We start from the raw sequence: 15,623 nt of genomic DNA, 5'->3' as shown, positions 1-15,623 counted from the left end.
CCGCCTGGCGAAAGCCTGTATCTCCGGACCTAACCTCGCATGGCGCCGTCGATGCAGGTGACGCAGGCGCCACCGATGAGAACGCGGCCCGTTGAATCGACATTCACTGCAATGCGGCCATCGCGGCCCACGCAGCGCCCCTGCGTGGCGACGTAATCCTTGCCGCCGGAAGGCAACAGGCCGCGCGCCCACAGGAACGCAGCCACGCTGCCATTGCCGCTTCCGCAGACGGGGTCTTCATTCACGCCGGAAGAGGGCGCGAAGGTGCGCACTTCGATCGCCGCATCTCCGGACGGGTGCGCGCCGAACACCGTGAGCCCGGTCACGCGCAGCCGACGCTCCAGTTCCGCCAGTTTCGCGAGATCCGGACGCAGGCCGATCACCGTGTCGGCATCTTCGAGCTGCGCAATGACCCAGACAGGGCCGACGTTCACGGTGGCGGGCGCGACCTTCGCCTTCAGCTTGCATCCGACGATGGCCTCGAGATCGTTCAGGTCCGCGTCCTGCAAGGTGCCGATTCGCGCCGGTGGCAGCTCGAAGCTCAGGCGACGCTCCGCGCCCATGCCGGAGACGGTCAACGCGACCAGGCCCATGCCGCATTCCTGCACCAGCCGGCCGTCGTCGCGGGGTGTCGCGCGTCCGGCTTCGAGGATGGCGTGGGCGCTGCCCAGCGTGGGGTGGCCCGCGAACGGCAGCTCGTTGCGGGGCGTGAATATCCGCAACCGGTAGTCCGCATCCCGCGACGTCGGGGGCAGCACGAAGGTCGTTTCGGAGAGGTTGGTCCATCCGGCGATGACTTGCATCTGATGGGTGTCGAGGCCTTCGGCGTCGAGGATCACCGCGACGGGGTTGCCCATGAAAGGACGGGAGGTGAAGACATCGACTACTTTGTAGGAGCGTTTCATTTTTTCCTTTCGAATTTCACGTTCAACGCAGAGTCCAGGCTGGCCGACAGCGCGGCCAGTGCGGGTGCCAGCCTTGCAGGGGGCAGGTACCCGAAGCCGAGGCGGAACACCCGATCGGCCTCGCCGAACCACCGCCCTGACGCGAGCTGCAGGTTGTGGTCCGGCAGCAGTGCCCAGAAACGCGAGACGGCCGCTTCGTCGAACACATCGGCGCGCAGCCGCAGGCAGCTCAATGCGCCGCCATCGGGCCTGATCCATTCGATGCGGCCGCGTTCGGCCTCGCACCAATCCGACAGCGTGCGCAGGGCACTCGCGAGCAGGCGTCGCCGGGGTTCGAGCACCCGCTCCCTGTTGCGCAACAGGGCCGCGGCCAGCGTTTCGTCGAGCACCGAGCCGGAGATCACGGTATTCATCTTCGCCACCGTGAGCCTCGCCCGAAGGCCTGCGTCGGCCACCGTGAGCCAGCCGGTTCGAAGCCCCGGTGCGCCCAGTGCCTTCGAGACAGAGGCACCCGTGACGATGCGCGGATCAAGGCTCGCAAAGCTCTCGGCCATCTTGTCGTCGCCGTAGCAGGCCTCGCGATAGGTCTCGTCGATGAAGAGCAGCGCGCCGGGCGAGAGCCTCTTCATCAGTTCAAGGAGCTTCTCGACATCGGCGCGCGATGTCCGCACACCGCTGGGGTTCTGCGGCGAGGCGACGCTCACGAGCTTGGTCTTCGAGGCCAGGCACGCTTCGATCTGCGCGAGATCGAGCCGGTAGCCGCTCTCGAACGAGAGCCTGACCTCGCGCACCGTCACGCCGGCGCCCAGCAGGCTGTCGCGGCTCGGCGGAAAGCAGGGCGTCGCCAGCACGGCTTCGTCGCCCGCGCGGCAGACCTCGAAGGCCAGAAGGAAGAGGCCGAGCGCCGTGCCTTGGGTCGTGAGGACGTGTTCCGCCGGAACCTTACACGCCTGCGCAATCTCGCGCCGCAGGGCCAGCGAACCGGCGGACGTGCCGTAGCCCAGCTTCAGGTCGCGGATGTTCTCCAGGCCCGGAAAGTCCAGCAACTCGCCGAGGGTCAGGTCTTGCGAAGTGCTTTCCGCCAGATTGAACGGGCGGTTCACATCGAGCAGCGAAATGATCTCGTTGTAGGGAAACCGTCCGCGCCATGGCGGGGACGCCGCGTCGCGAACGGCGTCGCTTTTTTCTCTCTCGGCAAGACTCTCTGGTGCAGCTTTCATCATTTCGCCTCGAACCTTCAGTGGGTAGTTCAGCCGGGGCATCGTAGCCAGCAAGGTCGAAGTGCAACAGCCACAGTTTTTCGATTTTTCGACCAGCACAGTTGGCTTGCCGCGCCGCATCCGCAGGGCTGAAAATGGGCGCCATGTTGGAAGCGCATGCCCCCTATCGATACGAGCAATTGGCCGACCTCATCGTCGGCATGATCGACAAAGGGGCGCTGTCCGCGGGCATGCGTGTTCCGTCGGTGCGCACCGTCAGCGAGCAACATCGCATCAGCATCGCGACGGCGCTGCAGGCCTACCGGCTGCTGGAAGATCGCGGTGTTCTCGTGGCCCGGCCGCAGTCGGGCTTCTACGTCTCGGGTGCCCGCCATGCGGCGCTGGCACTGCCTTCCACCTCGCGCCCTCGCACGCGTGCATCGACCGTGTCGATCAGCGGTGCCGTTGCCGCGTTGCTGGAGCATGCGTCGAACACGTCGCTGGTTCCGCTGGGGTGCGCGGTGCCCGACGTGGGCTTGCTGCAGTCGAAGCGGCTCGACCTCATGCTGGCACGCCTGGCGCGCCAGCACGGTGCCCGTCACAACGTCTACAGCCCGCCACGCGGCGAGGCGGCCTTGCGCCGCGAGATCGCCAGGCGGTCGATGCGAACGGGCCATGCCTTGTCGCCCGACGACATCCTCATCACCAGCGGTTGCACCGAAGCCCTGACGCTTGCGCTGGGCGCGGTGGCCAGGCCCGGCGACACGATCGCCGTCGAGTCCCCGACCTACTTCGGTCTCTTGCACACGCTCGAAGTCCTGGGGCTGAAGGCACTCGAACTGGCGACCGATCCGGTTCGCGGCGTGGATGTCGCCGCGCTGGCGCGCGTGCTCGACAAGGAGCCGGTTGCGGCTTGCGTGCTCTCGTCCAGCTTCAGCAATCCCCTGGGGTCCGTGATGACCGAGAGCGACAAGCGCGCGCTCCTGGCGCTCCTTGCGCAGCACGCCATGCCGCTGATCGAAGACGATGTGTATGGCGACATCCACTTCGGCCGCGAGCGCCCCCAGCCCTTCATCGCGCTGGACCATGGCAAGAACACGGTCATCTACTGCAGCTCTTTCTCGAAGAGCCTCGCGCCCGGTTACCGGATCGGCTGGATCGCACCGGGTGCCCACACGCAGCGCGTGATGGAGCGCAAACTGGCCTTCAGCCTGAGCAGCCCGGTCCTGCCTCAGCTCGCGATCGCGGAGTTTCTCGAAGGCAACACCTACGACGTGCATCTGCGGCGGGTCCGGCGCGTCCTCGAAGAGAACCTCGCGCGCATGGTCCGGGCCATCGAGGCCAGCTTTCCCGCTGAAACGAAAGTGAGCCGCCCCACCGGCGGCTTCATGCTCTGGCTGGAGCTTCCCAAGCACTTCGACTCGCGCGCGTTGTTCGAGGAAGCGCTCGAGCATGGCATCTGCTTCGCGCCGGGGGATGTGTTTTCGGCAAGCCGCCGCTATCGCAACTGCCTGCGCCTGAGTGCCGGACATGCATGGAACGATCGCATCGAAGCCGGCGTGCGCCGGCTGGGTCGAATGGCGCGCGCGCAATTGGCATCGGGCTGATGTCGCGGTGCGTGCCCTCGCAGCACGCCGCCGCAACCACGATGGTCGACCGTCGTGGGCCCTGCGGAATCAGGCCTCGTGCCCCCGTCGTTCAGCCTTCGCGCTGCGGCCACCGATGCCGCGTGCCTCCGGAACGCCGGTCGGCTTTTTCCACGACGGCGCCTTGCGCGATCAACTCGCCGCCGCGCTGCTCCAGGTGCCGCAGGCAACGCAAAAAGATGTCGAGCTCCGAAGGATCGATGCCCGCCAGCAGGTCGGTGTTGAGCGCTGCGATCCGCGGGAACAGCCTGGCGAAGAGCTGTTGGCCCGAAGGGCTCAGGCGCACGTGCACCTCGCGCCCGTCTTGCGCATCCTGGCGCCGCTCGACCAGCTTCTTGTCGACGAGGCTGCGCAGCCCGCGCGAGGTGCGCACGCGGTCCAGCTGCAGGTGCGCGGCGAGCGTCGACGACGTCAGCTCGCCTTCTTGCGCGAGCGTGCCGATCATTCCCCACTCGCGGCGCGTGATGCCGAAGCCGCCTTCGACGAGGCGCGTCGCCATGCCGCTGCCGGCGCGCGCGGCGCGCGACAGCCGGTACAGCAACAGGTCGTCCAGGGATTGCGGCGCGCGCAACGCTGCCGCGTCGGGAAAGGATTGCATACGGATGGATTCAGAAGGGCCGGGAGTGTGGTCCGCTCGCCTCAGCGCACAGGTGATGGATTAGATCAACTGTTTGTGGCGTACGTATAACTCGGTAACAAGTTTCCACAAGCAGCAACAGGTTCGGCGGGCGATTTTCGCTGTGCAGGAATCGCGCCTGCCTGACTGTCTGCCTGCCTGCTCATCACCCCCGCCTCCAGGAGATCCGATGGTTGCATTCCTTTCCCGGCGCAAGCTCATGGCATGGGGCATGGCCCTTGCCGCCTGCGCACCCGTGGCCCATGCCCAGGCACCCGCGCTGGACGCGCCGCTGAGCCTCGTGGTCGGCTACGCCCCCGGCGGCAGCACAGACCGCATCGCGCGCCTGATCGCGGAGCGGCTGACGCCCAAGCTCGGCGTGGCGGTGACTGTCGAGAACCGCCCCGGCGAAGGCGGCCGGCTGGCGGCCAAGGAGGTCAAGCGCGCACCCGCGGGGCAGAACGTGCTGATGCTCGGCAACCCCGCGGTGATGGTGGTGGCGCCGCTCGTCTTCAAGGACGCGGGCTACGACCCCGACAAGGACTTCGTGCCCGTCTCGCAGGTCAGCAGCTACGACTTCGCGCTCGCGGTGGGCAACAAGCTGCAGCTCGACCGCGCGATGTTCCTGGTCGGGCGGCTCTGGGCGCATCCCGAAGAGGCGGTCTTCGGCGTGCCGGCCACCGGCAGCCTGCCGCACTTCTTCGGCCTGATGGTGGGCGATGCGCTGAGCGTGCAGCCGCAGATCAAGGGCTATGGCGGATCGGCGCCGCTGTCGGCCGACCTGATCGGCGGCAGCCTGCCGATTGCCATCGACACGCTCGACTCGGTCTATGCCCAGCATGTGGCCGGCAAGATCCGCATCCTGGCCGTGTCGGGCAAGAAGCGCGCGAGCTTCGCGCCCGGCATTCCGACCTTCCGCGAGGCCGGCATGAAGATCGATGCCGATGGCTGGAACACCTTCTTCGCGCCCAGCTCGATGGCACCCGCGAAGGTGCAGCTGCTGGCCAATGCGATCCACGATGTGATGAAAGACCCGGGGCTGCAGAAGGCGGCCGACGCGCTCTACATCACGCCCGTGGTGAGCACCGCCGCGGAGACCGCGCAGATGCTCAAGGCCTATCGCCAGCAGTGGGAGCCGGTGGTGCGCCGCTCGGGTTTCCAGCCCTGAGCGTTCAATCGTTCATTCAGCTCGCGAGGGCGCGCATCTCGGCAATGAGATCGGCCTTGCCCTCGAAGCCGATGCCCGGCAGCGGCGGCAGCGTGACGTAGCCGTTGTCTACCTTCACGCCATCGGGGAAGCCGCCGTAGGGCTGGAACAGGTCGGGGTAGCTCTCGTTGCCGCCGAGCCCGAGGCCCGCTGCAATCGCCAGCGACATCTGGTGGCCGCCGTGCGGAATGCAGCGCGAGGGCGACCAGCCGTGCGCCTTCAGCATGTCGAGCGTGCGCAGGTACTCCACCAGCCCATAGCTCAGCGCGCAGTCGAACTGCAGCCAGTCGCGGTCGGGCCGCATGCCGCCGTGGCGAATCAGGTTGCGTGCGTCCTGCATCGAGAACAGGTTCTCGCCCGTGGCCATGGGGCCGGCATACACCTCGCCCAGCTTCGCCTGCAGTTCGTAGTCGAGCGGATCGCCGGCTTCCTCGTACCAGAACAGCGGGTACTGCGACAGCGCGCGGCCGTAGTCGATGGCGGTGGGCAGGTCGAAGCGGCCGTTGGCGTCCACCGCCAGTTGCTGGCCGGGGCCGAGGAGCTTGAGCACCGATTCGATGCGCTCGCAATCTTCCGCGAGCGAGGCGCCGCCGATCTTCATCTTCACCACCGAGTAGCCGCGCTCCAGGTAGCTGGTCATCTCGCGCTGCAGTCCTTCCAGCCCCTTGCCCGGGTGGTAGTAGCCGCCGGCCGCATAGACGAACACGCGCGGGTTGGGCGTGCCGTTGCCGTAGCGTTCGGCCAGCAACTGGTAGAGCGGCTTGCCGGCGATCTTGGCGACCGCGTCCCACACGGCCATGTCGATGGTGCCGACGGCCACCGAGCGCTCGCCGTGGCCGCCGGGCTTCTCGTTGATCATCATGCGGGCCCAGATCTTGTGCGCGTCGAGGTTGTCGCCCGTCTCGTCGATGAGCGATGCGGGATCGGCTTCGAGCAGGCGCGGCAAAAAGCGCTCGCGGATCAGGCCGCCCTGGCCATAGCGGCCGTTGGAGTTGAAGCCGTAGCCGACGACGGGCTTGCCATCGCGGATCACGTCGGTGACCACTGCCACCAGGCTCAGGGTCATCTTCGAGAAGTCGATGTAGGCGTTGCGGATGTCCGACTTGATGGGGCGCGTGGACTCGCGGATGTCGACGATTTTCATGGTCTGTCTGTGATGAAAAAGAAAGGAAAAAAACTCAGCGGTGCAGCGACGCACCGCCGCAGATGGCGATGTCCTGCCCGGTGATGGCGGCGGCGGATGGAGAAAGCAAGAAGCCGGCGAGCGCGGCGATTTCTTCCGGCTGGATCAGCCGGCCGATGGGCGGCAGGCGCGGCGCGCTGTCCGCGCGCGCGGGGTCCTGCAGCATCGATGTTTGTGTGGCGCCGGGCGACACCACGTTGATCGTCACGCCCCGGTCGGCGACTTCCGCCGCCCAGCTTCGCGCGAGCGCGATCAGCGCGGCCTTGGTCGCGGCGTACTGTCCGCGTCCGGGCATGCCTTGCGCGACGCGGCTGCCGACGAACACCACGCGGCCACCGGTGCCGCGCGCGGCCATCGCGGGCACGAGGGCATCGGCCAGCCGTGTGGCCGCATCGACGTGCAGGCGCCACATCAGCTCCCCGCCCGCGTGGTCGAGACGGCCCAGCGGGCCCACGCGCAGCACGCCGGCCGCATGCACCAGCGCGTCGACGTCTCCGAGCGTGGCCGTGGCGCGCGCGATGTCTTCAGGCTGCGACAGGTCGACCGTCGCATGCGTGAAGCCCGCCTGCGACAGCAGCGTCGGCGCCGCGAGGTCGAGCCCGCTCACGCGCCAGCCTTGCGCCAGCAGGTGCAACGCGATGGCGCGGCCGATGCCGCCGCTGCTGCCCGTCACCACGGCATGCGGCACTGCGGTGCCCTCATTCGACATGGATGCTGCCTTCCACAATGATCTTCTTCGAGCGCGCCATGTCGGCCGCCTGGAACCTGGCGAAGTCGTCGACGCTGCCCGGCGTGAGCAGCAGGCCCTGCGCGTTGAGCGTCTCGCGCATGTCGGTGCCCAAGGCCTTGTTGACCTCGGCATTCAGCCGCTGCGTGATGGCGGGCGGCAGCTTCGCCGGGCCCCACAGCCCATACCAGCTGTAGAACTCGTAGCCCGGAATGCTCTCGGCCACCGTGGGCACGTTCGGCAGGCTCGTGGCGCGCGTGGCCGAGGTCACTGCAATCACCTTCACCATGCCGCTCTTTTGGTACTGCAGCGAGCCGAGGATGGGGTCGATGAAGCCGTCGATCTGCCCGCCGATCAAATCCTGGAAGGCCGGCGCGGTGCCCTTGTACGGCACGATCAAATAGTCGAGCCCGCCGCCCGCGCGCTTGAGCAACTCGGTCGACAGGTGGCCGGCCGAGCCGATCGAGCCCACCGCGAAAGTCATCTTGCCCGGATGCGCCTTGGCATAGGCAATGAGCGACTTCACGTCGGTCACCGGCAGGTTCTTGTTGATGGCCACCGACAGCGGTGCCTTGGCGACCAGCGCCACCGGTGCGAAGTCTTTCACCACGTCGTAGGGCACGGACTTCATCGTCATCGGCGCGGTCGTGAAGGTCGAGGCGTTGAACAGCAGCGTGTAGCCATCCGCCGGTGCCTTGGACACCACGTCGGCGCCGATGATGCCGTTGCCGCCGGACCGGTTCTCGACGATGAAGGTCTGTCCCGTCTGCTCGCCGAGCTTCTGCGCCAGCAGGCGGCCGATGGTGTCGAGCGTGCCGCCCGGCGGAAACGGGATCACCATGCGCACCGGCCTGCTTGGCCAGGTCTGTTGGGCAAAGCCCGGAGCAGCTGCGGCCAGCGCGAGGGCCATGAGCGTGGCCTGCGCGGCGCGCAGGAAATGGTGGCGTTGCATGTCTCTTGTCTCCTTGTGTTTATCGGAAAGACCCGGCGGTGCCGGGCGGGCGCTCAGCGCCTGGACAGGCCGGCCTGCTGCACGGCTGCGTGCAGCGCTTCCATCTCGCGCGCGTTGGGCGCTTCGGTCGGCGGGCGCACCGTGGCGTTGTCGAGCACGCCGGCCAGGTACATGCCGCCCTTCATGCGCGCATGCGCTTCGCCGGTCGGCTCGCCACCGCCGTACACCGCATCCTTGAGCGGCGTGATGAGTGCCTGCATCGCCATCGCCTTCTTCAGGTCGCCGGCCTTCACCGCATTCCACAGGTCGATGATGAGTTGCGGGATGAAGGTCGCGAAGCCGACCAGCGCGCCATCGACGCCTTGCACCATCGAGGCCAGCAGGTATTCGTCGTGGCAGGTGAGGATCGCCTTCGACGCATCGGCCTCGCGGATCGCCTGGATGTCGCGGGCGTACTTGTTCATGTCACGCTGCCCGACCTTGAAGGCCTGCAGGTAGGGCAGGCGGGCCAGTTCGGCCAGCAGCTGCGAGGAGTACGAGGCGCGCGTCCATGCCGGGTACACGTGGCAGACCAGGTCCAGTTCGGGCGCGGCGCGGTGGATGGCGTCGAAGTACTGCAGCGCATGCCCCGGCGTGAAGCCGAAGCGCAGCCAGTGGTGCGGCGGCATCACGTCGAGCGCCACGGCACCGGCGGCCTGCGCGGCGCGCGCATGCTCGGCGGCTTCGGCCAGCCCTTCGCACACGATGGACGAGATCACCGGCATGCGGCCGCGCAGTTCGTCGGCAACGATGCGGGTCACTTCGGCGCGCTCGGTGGGGGTCAGCGAGAACACCTCGCCGGTGTGGCCATTGGTCATGATCGCCACCACGCCGTCATGGCCTGCTAGCCACGAAGCGAGCTTGCGCAAGGCCGGCTCGTCGATGCGGTGGTCGGCGGTGAAGGGGCAGGAAATGGCGGGAATGATCCCGCGATAATTCGCGATGGAAGGCATGCTGTGTCTCCGTTGGGGTTCGAGGTGCAGGAATGCGTGCATCTTTTGCTGGCGGGGTGCGAACCGTCCAATACTCGAATCGCATACAACTATTCAAACCACCAGATCGCGCTGTGCATGGGCCCCGGCAACCGACCCCTCGACCTCGAATGGCTGGAAGATTTCCTGGCCCTGGCCGAGACCGGCAATTTCTCGCGCGCCGCGCAGGCACGCGCCATCGCGCAGCCCGCGTTCAGCCGCCACATCCGCGCGTTGGAAGAGTGGGTGGGCGTCGACCTGTTCGACCGCAGCGCGCACCCGACTGCGCTGACAGCCGCGGGCAAGCGCTTTCAGCCGCTGCTGCAGGAAGTGCTGGCCGGCCTTGAAGCCGCTCGCATCAAGGCGAAGGCCGCGCACGACCTCGCCGCCGCGAGCCTGAGCTTCGCGGCCACGCACGTGCTGTCGCTCACCTTCTTTCCGCGCTGGCTGGGCAGCATCGAGGCCCGGCTGACCCTGGGCCCGATCCAGACGATTTCAGACAGCTCCCTGGCCTGCGAAGACCTGATGCTGCAGCGCCGCGTGCAGTTCGTGCTGTGCCACGGCCATGCCGATGCACCCGGCAGGCTGGACGATGCGCAGTACCCGATGCAACGCCTGAGCGACGACGTGCTGCTGCCGGTCGCGGCGCCCGATGCGAGCGGTGGGCCGCTGCACGCGCTCGGCAGCGGACAGGCGCCGTCGGTGCTGGCGTACAGCGAGGCCTCGGGCCTGGGGCGGATCATGCGGTCGATCCAGGACAGCGAGTTCGGCAAGGACTTCGCTTCATCGCTGTCGGTGGTCTTCACCGCGCACCACGCCGCGCTGCTGCGCACGATGGCACTCGAAGGGCGTGGCCTTGCGTGGTTGCCGATGAGCCTGGTGGCGGACGACCTGCGCAATGGCACGCTGGTGGATGCCGGCGCGGGCGCGTGGCGGGTGCCGGTGGACATCCGGCTGTACCGGCAGACCGCGCACATGGCGCCGGTGGCCGAGGCGCTGTGGCAGCTGGTCAATGACGGTGTGTCGCGCGGCTGAATTCTTCAGGCCATCGAAACGGCAGTGCGCCCGACACACCACCGGACCAGGCCTGTGGCGTCTTCACGCTCGACGTGAGCGAAGGCGCGGCCCGGCGAATCAATCGACCCGGATATTGCGCGCACGCACCAGCGCGCTGACGCGGCCGGTTTCGTCCTGCACGAACTTCGAGAACGCCTCGGGCGTCGTGCCCGCAGGTTCCAGTCCGAGCTGCAGCAGCTTTTGTCGGACCTTGGGTTCGTTGACCGCTGCCTGCACTGCCTTGCCGAGCTTCTGCACGATGTCGGGCGGTGTGCCCTTGGGCAGGAACACGCCGTTCCACTCGACGACGTTGTAGCCCGGCAGGCCCGACTCGGCGAGCGTCGGTGTGTCGGGCAAGGTGGGCACGCGCTTGGCCGAACTCACGGCCAGCGCGCGCAGCTTGCCCGACTGCACATAGCCGAGGGTCGATGCCGCGTTGCCGAAGTAGGCCGACACCTGCTCGCCCATCACGTCGGTCAGCGCGGGCGCGCCGCCTTTGTAAGGCACATGCATCAGGTTGATCTTCGCCTGCTCGTTCAGCGCTTCGCCGGCCAGGTGCGAGCCGGTGCCACCGCCCGCCGAGGCAAAGCTCAGCTTGCCGGGGTTCTTGCGCGCGAAGTCCAGGAACTCGGCCACCGTCTTGTATGGCGCGGTGGCAGGCACCACGAGGATCTGCGGCGCGGTGGCCACCAACGACACCGGAATGAAGTCTTTCGCCGCGTCGAAGGGCAGCTTGCGCAGCGACGGATTGACAGAGAACGCCGACGCGTCGTAGAGCACCGTGTAGCCGTCGCGGGGCGCCTTGGCCACGTTGTCGGCGCCGATCACGCCGCCCGCGCCGGGCTTGTTGTCGATGATGATCTGCTGGCCCAGCGCAATGCTCATCTGCTGCGCGACGATGCGCGCCGTGTTGTCGGCACCGCCGCCCGCGGCGTAGGGCACCACCATGCGGATCGGCTTGTCGGGCCATGCGGCGGTCCAGCCCAGCAGCGGCATGCAGGCGGCCAGCGCCGCGATCGATGTCAGGACGCGTCTTCTTCTTGTCTTCATTCGGATGTCTCGCTCGGTCTTTGTGGTTTCAGGAAAAGTCGTAGAGCCGCGCCGGGTTGTCGACCAGCACACGGTGGCGCGTGGCCGCATCGGGCACCCACTCGCCGAGCAGGTCGAACAGCACCGCGTCGTCGGGCTTGGCGATGGGCTCCGTGGGGTGTGGCCAGTCGCTGCCCCACACCACGCGCTCGGGTGCCTGTTGCACCCAGGCCCGCGCGATGGCGGTCGTGTCCGCATAGCCACCGGCTGCGCCCACCTTGGAATCGAGGTAGGCGCCGGACAGCTTGATCCACGTGCGGCCGTTGTCGCGCAGCCGGCTGATGACGCCGAACGCGGGATGCGATGCGGCATCGGGCAAGGGCAGCCGCGCGAGATGGTCGAACACGATCGTGCAGGGCAGGCGCGCCAGCAAGGCTGCGTGTGCCGCGATCTGGTCGGCGTTCCAGTGCAGCTGCACATGCCAGCCCAGCGCATGCACGCGCTGCGCCAGGGGCTCGACCATGGAGAAATCGGTCGCCGCGTGCGTGGGCGTGTAGAGCGTGAAGCGGATGCCGCGAATGCCACCCGCGTGCAGGCGTTCGAGTTCGGCATCGGTCACCTCGGGCCGCACCACCGCAATGCCTCGCGCATGCGCGGCGCCGAGCGATTGGATGGCCGCCAGCGTCACGCTGTTGTCGGTGCCGTGCGCGCGCGGCTGCACGACGACCGTGCGCTGCGTGCCGATGCGCTGCTGCAGCAGGCGGTAGTCGTCGACGGTGGCGCCATCGACCATGGCATCCGGTGCGCCGAAATGCGCGAAGCGGCGGTCGTAGATGTGCATGTGCGCGTCGCAGGCGCCCGCGGGCGCCACGTCGATGGGCTTGTGCGTGCCGCTGCTGTGGGGATACGCGGCGCTCGTGCTCATGTTGCCTTGCGCACTGACAGCACCGCGTCGGTGTGCTGCCCCAGCGTCGGCGCGGCAAAGGGCTCGGGGCCCGGCGTGCGGCCGAACTGCACCGGCCGTGTGAAGCCGCGGTAGGTGCCCAGCGTGGGGTGCGCGAAGGTCGCCACCATGTCTTCGGCCAGCACCTGCTCGTTGTCGAACATGTCCTCGACCGTGCGCGCGGCGGAGCAGGGCACGTCTTCGCCGAACAGCGCTTCCCATTCGAGCGCGGTGCGCGTGGCCAGCGCGGTGCGCAGCTTCGGCACGATCTCGGCGAAATGCTGCGCGCGCTTGCGCACCGAGTCATAGCGTTCGTCGGCCGCGAGTTCGGGCAAGCCGACCTTGGCGCACAGCGCCTGCCAGAAATGCGGCGTGTTGGCCGAGATGTAGATGTAGCCCTCGCGCGTCGGGTGCAGGCCGGTGATGCCGCCCGAGCGCATGTCGCGCCCCACGTCTTTCGGCTCGCCCTCGGCCCACACCATGCGCGCCGACTGCATCGTGAGCGCCGAGCGCAGCAGCGACACGCCGACGTACTGGCCCTGGCCGCTTTTCTCGCGCTCGTACAGCGCCGAGGCCACGCCCGCGGCCACCAGCGCGGCCGCGTAGTAGTCGACCACCGAGCCATACAGAATTTCGGGTGCTTCGCCGCGCTTGCCTTGCAGCGCGCACATGCCGGTCATGGTCTGCAGCACCTGGTCGTAGCCCGCCTTCTCGCGCAGCGGACCGGTTTCTCCATAGCCGGTGACGCTGCAATAGATCAGGCGCGGATTGACGGTTTTCAGTTGGTCATAAGCGATGCCAAGCCGGGGCGGCACGCTGGGCCGGAAGTTATGCACCAGCACGTCGGCCGTGCGCACCAGCGCCATCAGCGCGGCGAGGTCGTCCGCGTTCTTCAGGTCGAGCACCGCGCCGAGCTTGCTGCGGTTGACGCCGATGAACGCGCGGCTCTCGGCTTCCAGCGTCGAAGGGTACTTGCGCAGGTTGTCGCCGGTGGGCGGCTCGATCTTGATGACTTCTGCGCCCTGGTCGGCCAGCAGCGAGCAGCCGTACGGGCCCGCGATGTAGGCGCTCAGATCGAGCACGCGCAGGCCGCTCAACGGCCCGGCCGGGCCGCCGCGCGCAGGCAGGCGTGTGTCGTCTTGGGGGGCGTCGAGGCTCATGGATCTTTCTTTCTCTTTGTCGTCTGTCTTCAGTCGGCGGTGATGTTCTGTTGGCGCGCCAGCGTCTTCCAGCGCGCCACGTCGTCGGCGATGACGGTGCCGAACTGCGCCGGCGTGAGCGGCGTGGCGATGGCGCCTTCGCGCAGGAAGTTGGCCGCGATCGCGGGCTTGGCCAGGATGCGGTTGACGGCGCCGTTGAGCCTGGCGACCACATCGGGCGGCGTGCCGGCCGGTGCCAGCAGGCCCCACCAGAGCTCGAATTCGTAGCCCGGCACCGCCGTGGACATCGGCGTGAGTTCGGGCGCGACCGGGCTGGCCTTCAGGCTCGTGATGCCGACGGCGCGCAGCTTGCCGGCACGCACCATCGGCAGCAGCGACGGGCCGCTGGAGATCAGCAGCTGCGTCTGGTTGCCGATCAGGTCGGTCACGGCCGGGCCCATGCCCTTGTAGGGGATGTGCGCGATCTGCAGGTCGCCCACCTTGGCCTTGAGCAGCTCGGTGCCGAACTGGTTGACGCTGCCCGAGCCCGACGACGCGTAGTTGTACTGGCCCGGCTTTGCCTTGATGGCGGCGATCAGCTCGGCCGGCGTCTTTGCCGGAAAGTCGTTGTTGACCGCGACGATGAACGGTCCCTTGGCGAACATGGCCACGGGCGCCAGGCCCTTGACCGGATCGAAGGGGAGCTTCGATTGCACGGCCGCGTTGGTCGTCATGCTCGAAGACACCGCCACCAGCAGGTAGCCGTCGGGCGTGGCCTTGGCGACCTGCGCGGTGCCGGTGTTGCCGCTCGCGCCGGGGCGGTTGTCGATGATCACGGGCTGCTTGAGTTCGTCGCCCAACTCTTTGGCCACCTGGCGCGCGAAGGTGTCGTTCGAGCCGCCGGCCGGATAGGGAACGACGATGGTGACGGGCTTGGCGGGGTACGCGGGCGGCTGTGCGAACACGTTGGCGCCTGGCAGGCCAATGCCTGAAAGAAGGGCCATGGCAAGGGCTAGATCGCGCAGGCGAAGGGATGTAGGCATGTGTCTTGTCTCCGGTTTTTTTCTTGAAGCGAGAGGGTCAGACCGGCAGCAGGCCGAGGCTGCGCGCGCTCGCGACGATGGCGCGCGCGCGGATCACGAAGGGGATGTCGATCATTTTTCCGTCCACGACATAGGCGCCTACGCCATTCGCATCGGCGTCGCGGGCGGCCTCGACCACCTTGCATGCGTGCGCGATTTCTTCGTCGGTGGGGCGGAACACCTCGTTGGCGATGGCGATCTGGCTCGGGTGAATGCAGGTCTTTCCGAGAAAGCCGAGGTTGCGCGACAGCATGGCCTCGGCGCGGAAGCCTTCGGCGTCTCGGATGTCGGCGAAGGCGCCGTCGTAGGCGTAGATGCCCGCTTCGCCGGCGGCCATGCGCACCGCGAACATCGCCTGCTGGATGGCCGCAGGCTCGCGCCGCGCAATGCCCAGCGGCTCGAACAGATCGCCCAGGCCCAGCTGCAGGCCCATCACGCGCGGATGGGCCAGTGCGAGTTGCGACGTGGTGCGCAAGGCAGCAGCCGACTCGATGTTCAGCAGCAGGCCGACGGGCGTGCGCACGCCGTTGGCCTGTTCGGCGCGCTCGATCGCCTCGACCGCGGCGCGCACGTGCGCGGGGCTTTCCGGCTTCGGCAGGTTGATGATGTGCACGCCGGGCTGCACCGTCGCTGCCACGTCGTGCGCGAAGTACGGCGTGTCCATGGCGTTGACGCGAACGATCAGCGTCTTGCCGGATGCGGTGGTGTCACTGCCTTGCAGCAGCAGTTGCCGCACGGTGTTGCGCGCCTCGTTCTTGCGCGGTTCGGACACCGCGTCTTCCAGGTCGAGGCAGATGCCATCGGCCGCGCTGACCAACGCCTTGGCGAACAACTCGGGGCGCGTGCCGGGAACGAACAGTTTGCTTCTCATGCACCGCAGTGTGTGCAGTTCATGAGATTAGAAAAACATATGCTCTCTATGATCAGAT

15 protein-coding genes are annotated in these 15,623 nt (G+C 67.7%); 3 read left to right on the top strand and 12 right to left on the bottom strand.

The window, feature by feature from the left end; all coding sequences use genetic code 11:
- Positions 1-29: 29 nt before the first annotated feature.
- Both ACGLHS_RS26495 and ACGLHS_RS26490 read right to left on the bottom strand, forming a co-directional pair.
- Positions 30-905 carry a PhzF family phenazine biosynthesis protein gene (locus tag ACGLHS_RS26495; protein WP_394484646.1) on the bottom strand — a complete coding sequence of 292 codons (876 nt, stop codon included), beginning with the start codon at positions 903-905 and terminating at the stop codon, positions 30-32.
- Positions 902-2,245, bottom strand: coding sequence for a pyridoxal phosphate-dependent aminotransferase (locus ACGLHS_RS26490; RefSeq protein ID WP_394484644.1), 1,344 nt, complete (start codon positions 2,243-2,245; stop codon positions 902-904). Before ACGLHS_RS26490 ends, ACGLHS_RS26495 begins: the two co-directional genes overlap by 4 nt.
- Positions 2,246-2,259: 14 nt before the next feature.
- Between ACGLHS_RS26490 and ACGLHS_RS26485 the strand changes: the two genes are divergently transcribed.
- On the top strand, positions 2,260-3,711 hold the full coding sequence (locus ACGLHS_RS26485) for a PLP-dependent aminotransferase family protein (protein ID WP_394484642.1): 1,452 nt from the start codon (positions 2,260-2,262) through the stop codon (positions 3,709-3,711).
- Between the two features lie 91 nt (positions 3,712-3,802).
- On the opposite strand, the gene ACGLHS_RS26480 is transcribed toward ACGLHS_RS26485, so the two are convergent.
- Complete coding sequence (locus tag ACGLHS_RS26480; protein ID WP_394484640.1) at positions 3,803-4,348, bottom strand: MarR family winged helix-turn-helix transcriptional regulator; 546 nt, start codon at positions 4,346-4,348, stop codon at positions 3,803-3,805.
- Between the two features lie 208 nt (positions 4,349-4,556).
- On the opposite strand from ACGLHS_RS26480, the gene ACGLHS_RS26475 reads away from it, so the two are divergent.
- A complete protein-coding gene (locus ACGLHS_RS26475; RefSeq protein WP_093246362.1) occupies positions 4,557-5,534 on the top strand; it encodes a tripartite tricarboxylate transporter substrate-binding protein in 978 nt (325 codons plus the stop codon).
- Positions 5,535-5,550: 16 nt separating this feature from the next.
- On the opposite strand, the gene ACGLHS_RS26470 is transcribed toward ACGLHS_RS26475, so the two are convergent.
- Genes ACGLHS_RS26470 through ACGLHS_RS26455 form a run of 4 tightly spaced genes read right to left on the bottom strand, consistent with a single transcriptional unit; the run spans position 5,551 to position 9,427 of the window.
- On the bottom strand, positions 5,551-6,717 hold the full coding sequence (locus tag ACGLHS_RS26470; RefSeq protein WP_394484637.1) for a mandelate racemase/muconate lactonizing enzyme family protein: 1,167 nt from the start codon (positions 6,715-6,717) through the stop codon (positions 5,551-5,553).
- Between the two features lie 34 nt (positions 6,718-6,751).
- A complete protein-coding gene (locus ACGLHS_RS26465; protein ID WP_394484635.1) occupies positions 6,752-7,465 on the bottom strand; it encodes an SDR family NAD(P)-dependent oxidoreductase in 714 nt (237 codons plus the stop codon).
- Positions 7,455-8,435 (bottom strand): Bug family tripartite tricarboxylate transporter substrate binding protein, encoded by a 981-nt coding sequence (locus ACGLHS_RS26460; protein WP_394484633.1) that lies wholly within the window; start codon positions 8,433-8,435, stop codon positions 7,455-7,457. The genes ACGLHS_RS26465 and ACGLHS_RS26460 overlap by 11 nt, the downstream gene beginning before the upstream one ends.
- Before the next feature lie 53 nt (positions 8,436-8,488).
- Complete coding sequence (locus ACGLHS_RS26455) at positions 8,489-9,427, bottom strand: dihydrodipicolinate synthase family protein (RefSeq protein ID WP_394484631.1); 939 nt, start codon at positions 9,425-9,427, stop codon at positions 8,489-8,491.
- A gap of 117 nt (positions 9,428-9,544) precedes the next feature.
- On the opposite strand from ACGLHS_RS26455, the gene ACGLHS_RS26450 reads away from it, so the two are divergent.
- Positions 9,545-10,480 (top strand): LysR family transcriptional regulator, encoded by a 936-nt coding sequence (locus tag ACGLHS_RS26450; RefSeq protein ID WP_394484629.1) that lies wholly within the window; start codon positions 9,545-9,547, stop codon positions 10,478-10,480.
- 99 nt (positions 10,481-10,579) lie between these two features.
- Here ACGLHS_RS26450 and ACGLHS_RS26445 read toward each other — a convergent pair whose 3' ends face one another.
- Genes ACGLHS_RS26445 through ACGLHS_RS26425 form a run of 5 tightly spaced genes read right to left on the bottom strand, consistent with a single transcriptional unit; the run spans position 10,580 to position 15,565 of the window.
- Complete coding sequence (locus ACGLHS_RS26445) at positions 10,580-11,551, bottom strand: Bug family tripartite tricarboxylate transporter substrate binding protein (RefSeq protein WP_394484627.1); 972 nt, start codon at positions 11,549-11,551, stop codon at positions 10,580-10,582.
- 28 nt (positions 11,552-11,579) lie between these two features.
- On the bottom strand, positions 11,580-12,455 hold the full coding sequence (locus ACGLHS_RS26440) for an amidohydrolase family protein (protein WP_394484626.1): 876 nt from the start codon (positions 12,453-12,455) through the stop codon (positions 11,580-11,582).
- Positions 12,452-13,633, bottom strand: a complete 1,182-nt coding sequence (locus tag ACGLHS_RS26435; protein ID WP_394484624.1) for a CaiB/BaiF CoA transferase family protein — start codon at positions 13,631-13,633, stop codon at positions 12,452-12,454. The genes ACGLHS_RS26440 and ACGLHS_RS26435 overlap by 4 nt, the downstream gene beginning before the upstream one ends.
- 29 nt (positions 13,634-13,662) lie before the next feature.
- A complete protein-coding gene (locus ACGLHS_RS26430; protein WP_394484622.1) occupies positions 13,663-14,655 on the bottom strand; it encodes a tripartite tricarboxylate transporter substrate binding protein in 993 nt (330 codons plus the stop codon).
- A gap of 37 nt (positions 14,656-14,692) precedes the next feature.
- A complete protein-coding gene (locus tag ACGLHS_RS26425; protein WP_394484620.1) occupies positions 14,693-15,565 on the bottom strand; it encodes an HpcH/HpaI aldolase/citrate lyase family protein in 873 nt (290 codons plus the stop codon).
- Positions 15,566-15,623 lie beyond the last annotated feature (58 nt).

The organism is Variovorax sp. VaC1 (assembly GCF_043658315.1).
Taxonomy (GTDB): Bacteria; Pseudomonadota; Gammaproteobacteria; order Burkholderiales; family Burkholderiaceae_C; genus Variovorax.
The sequence above is the reverse complement of the archived record's forward strand: the minus strand, read 5'-3'. Positions and strand labels throughout refer to the sequence as shown.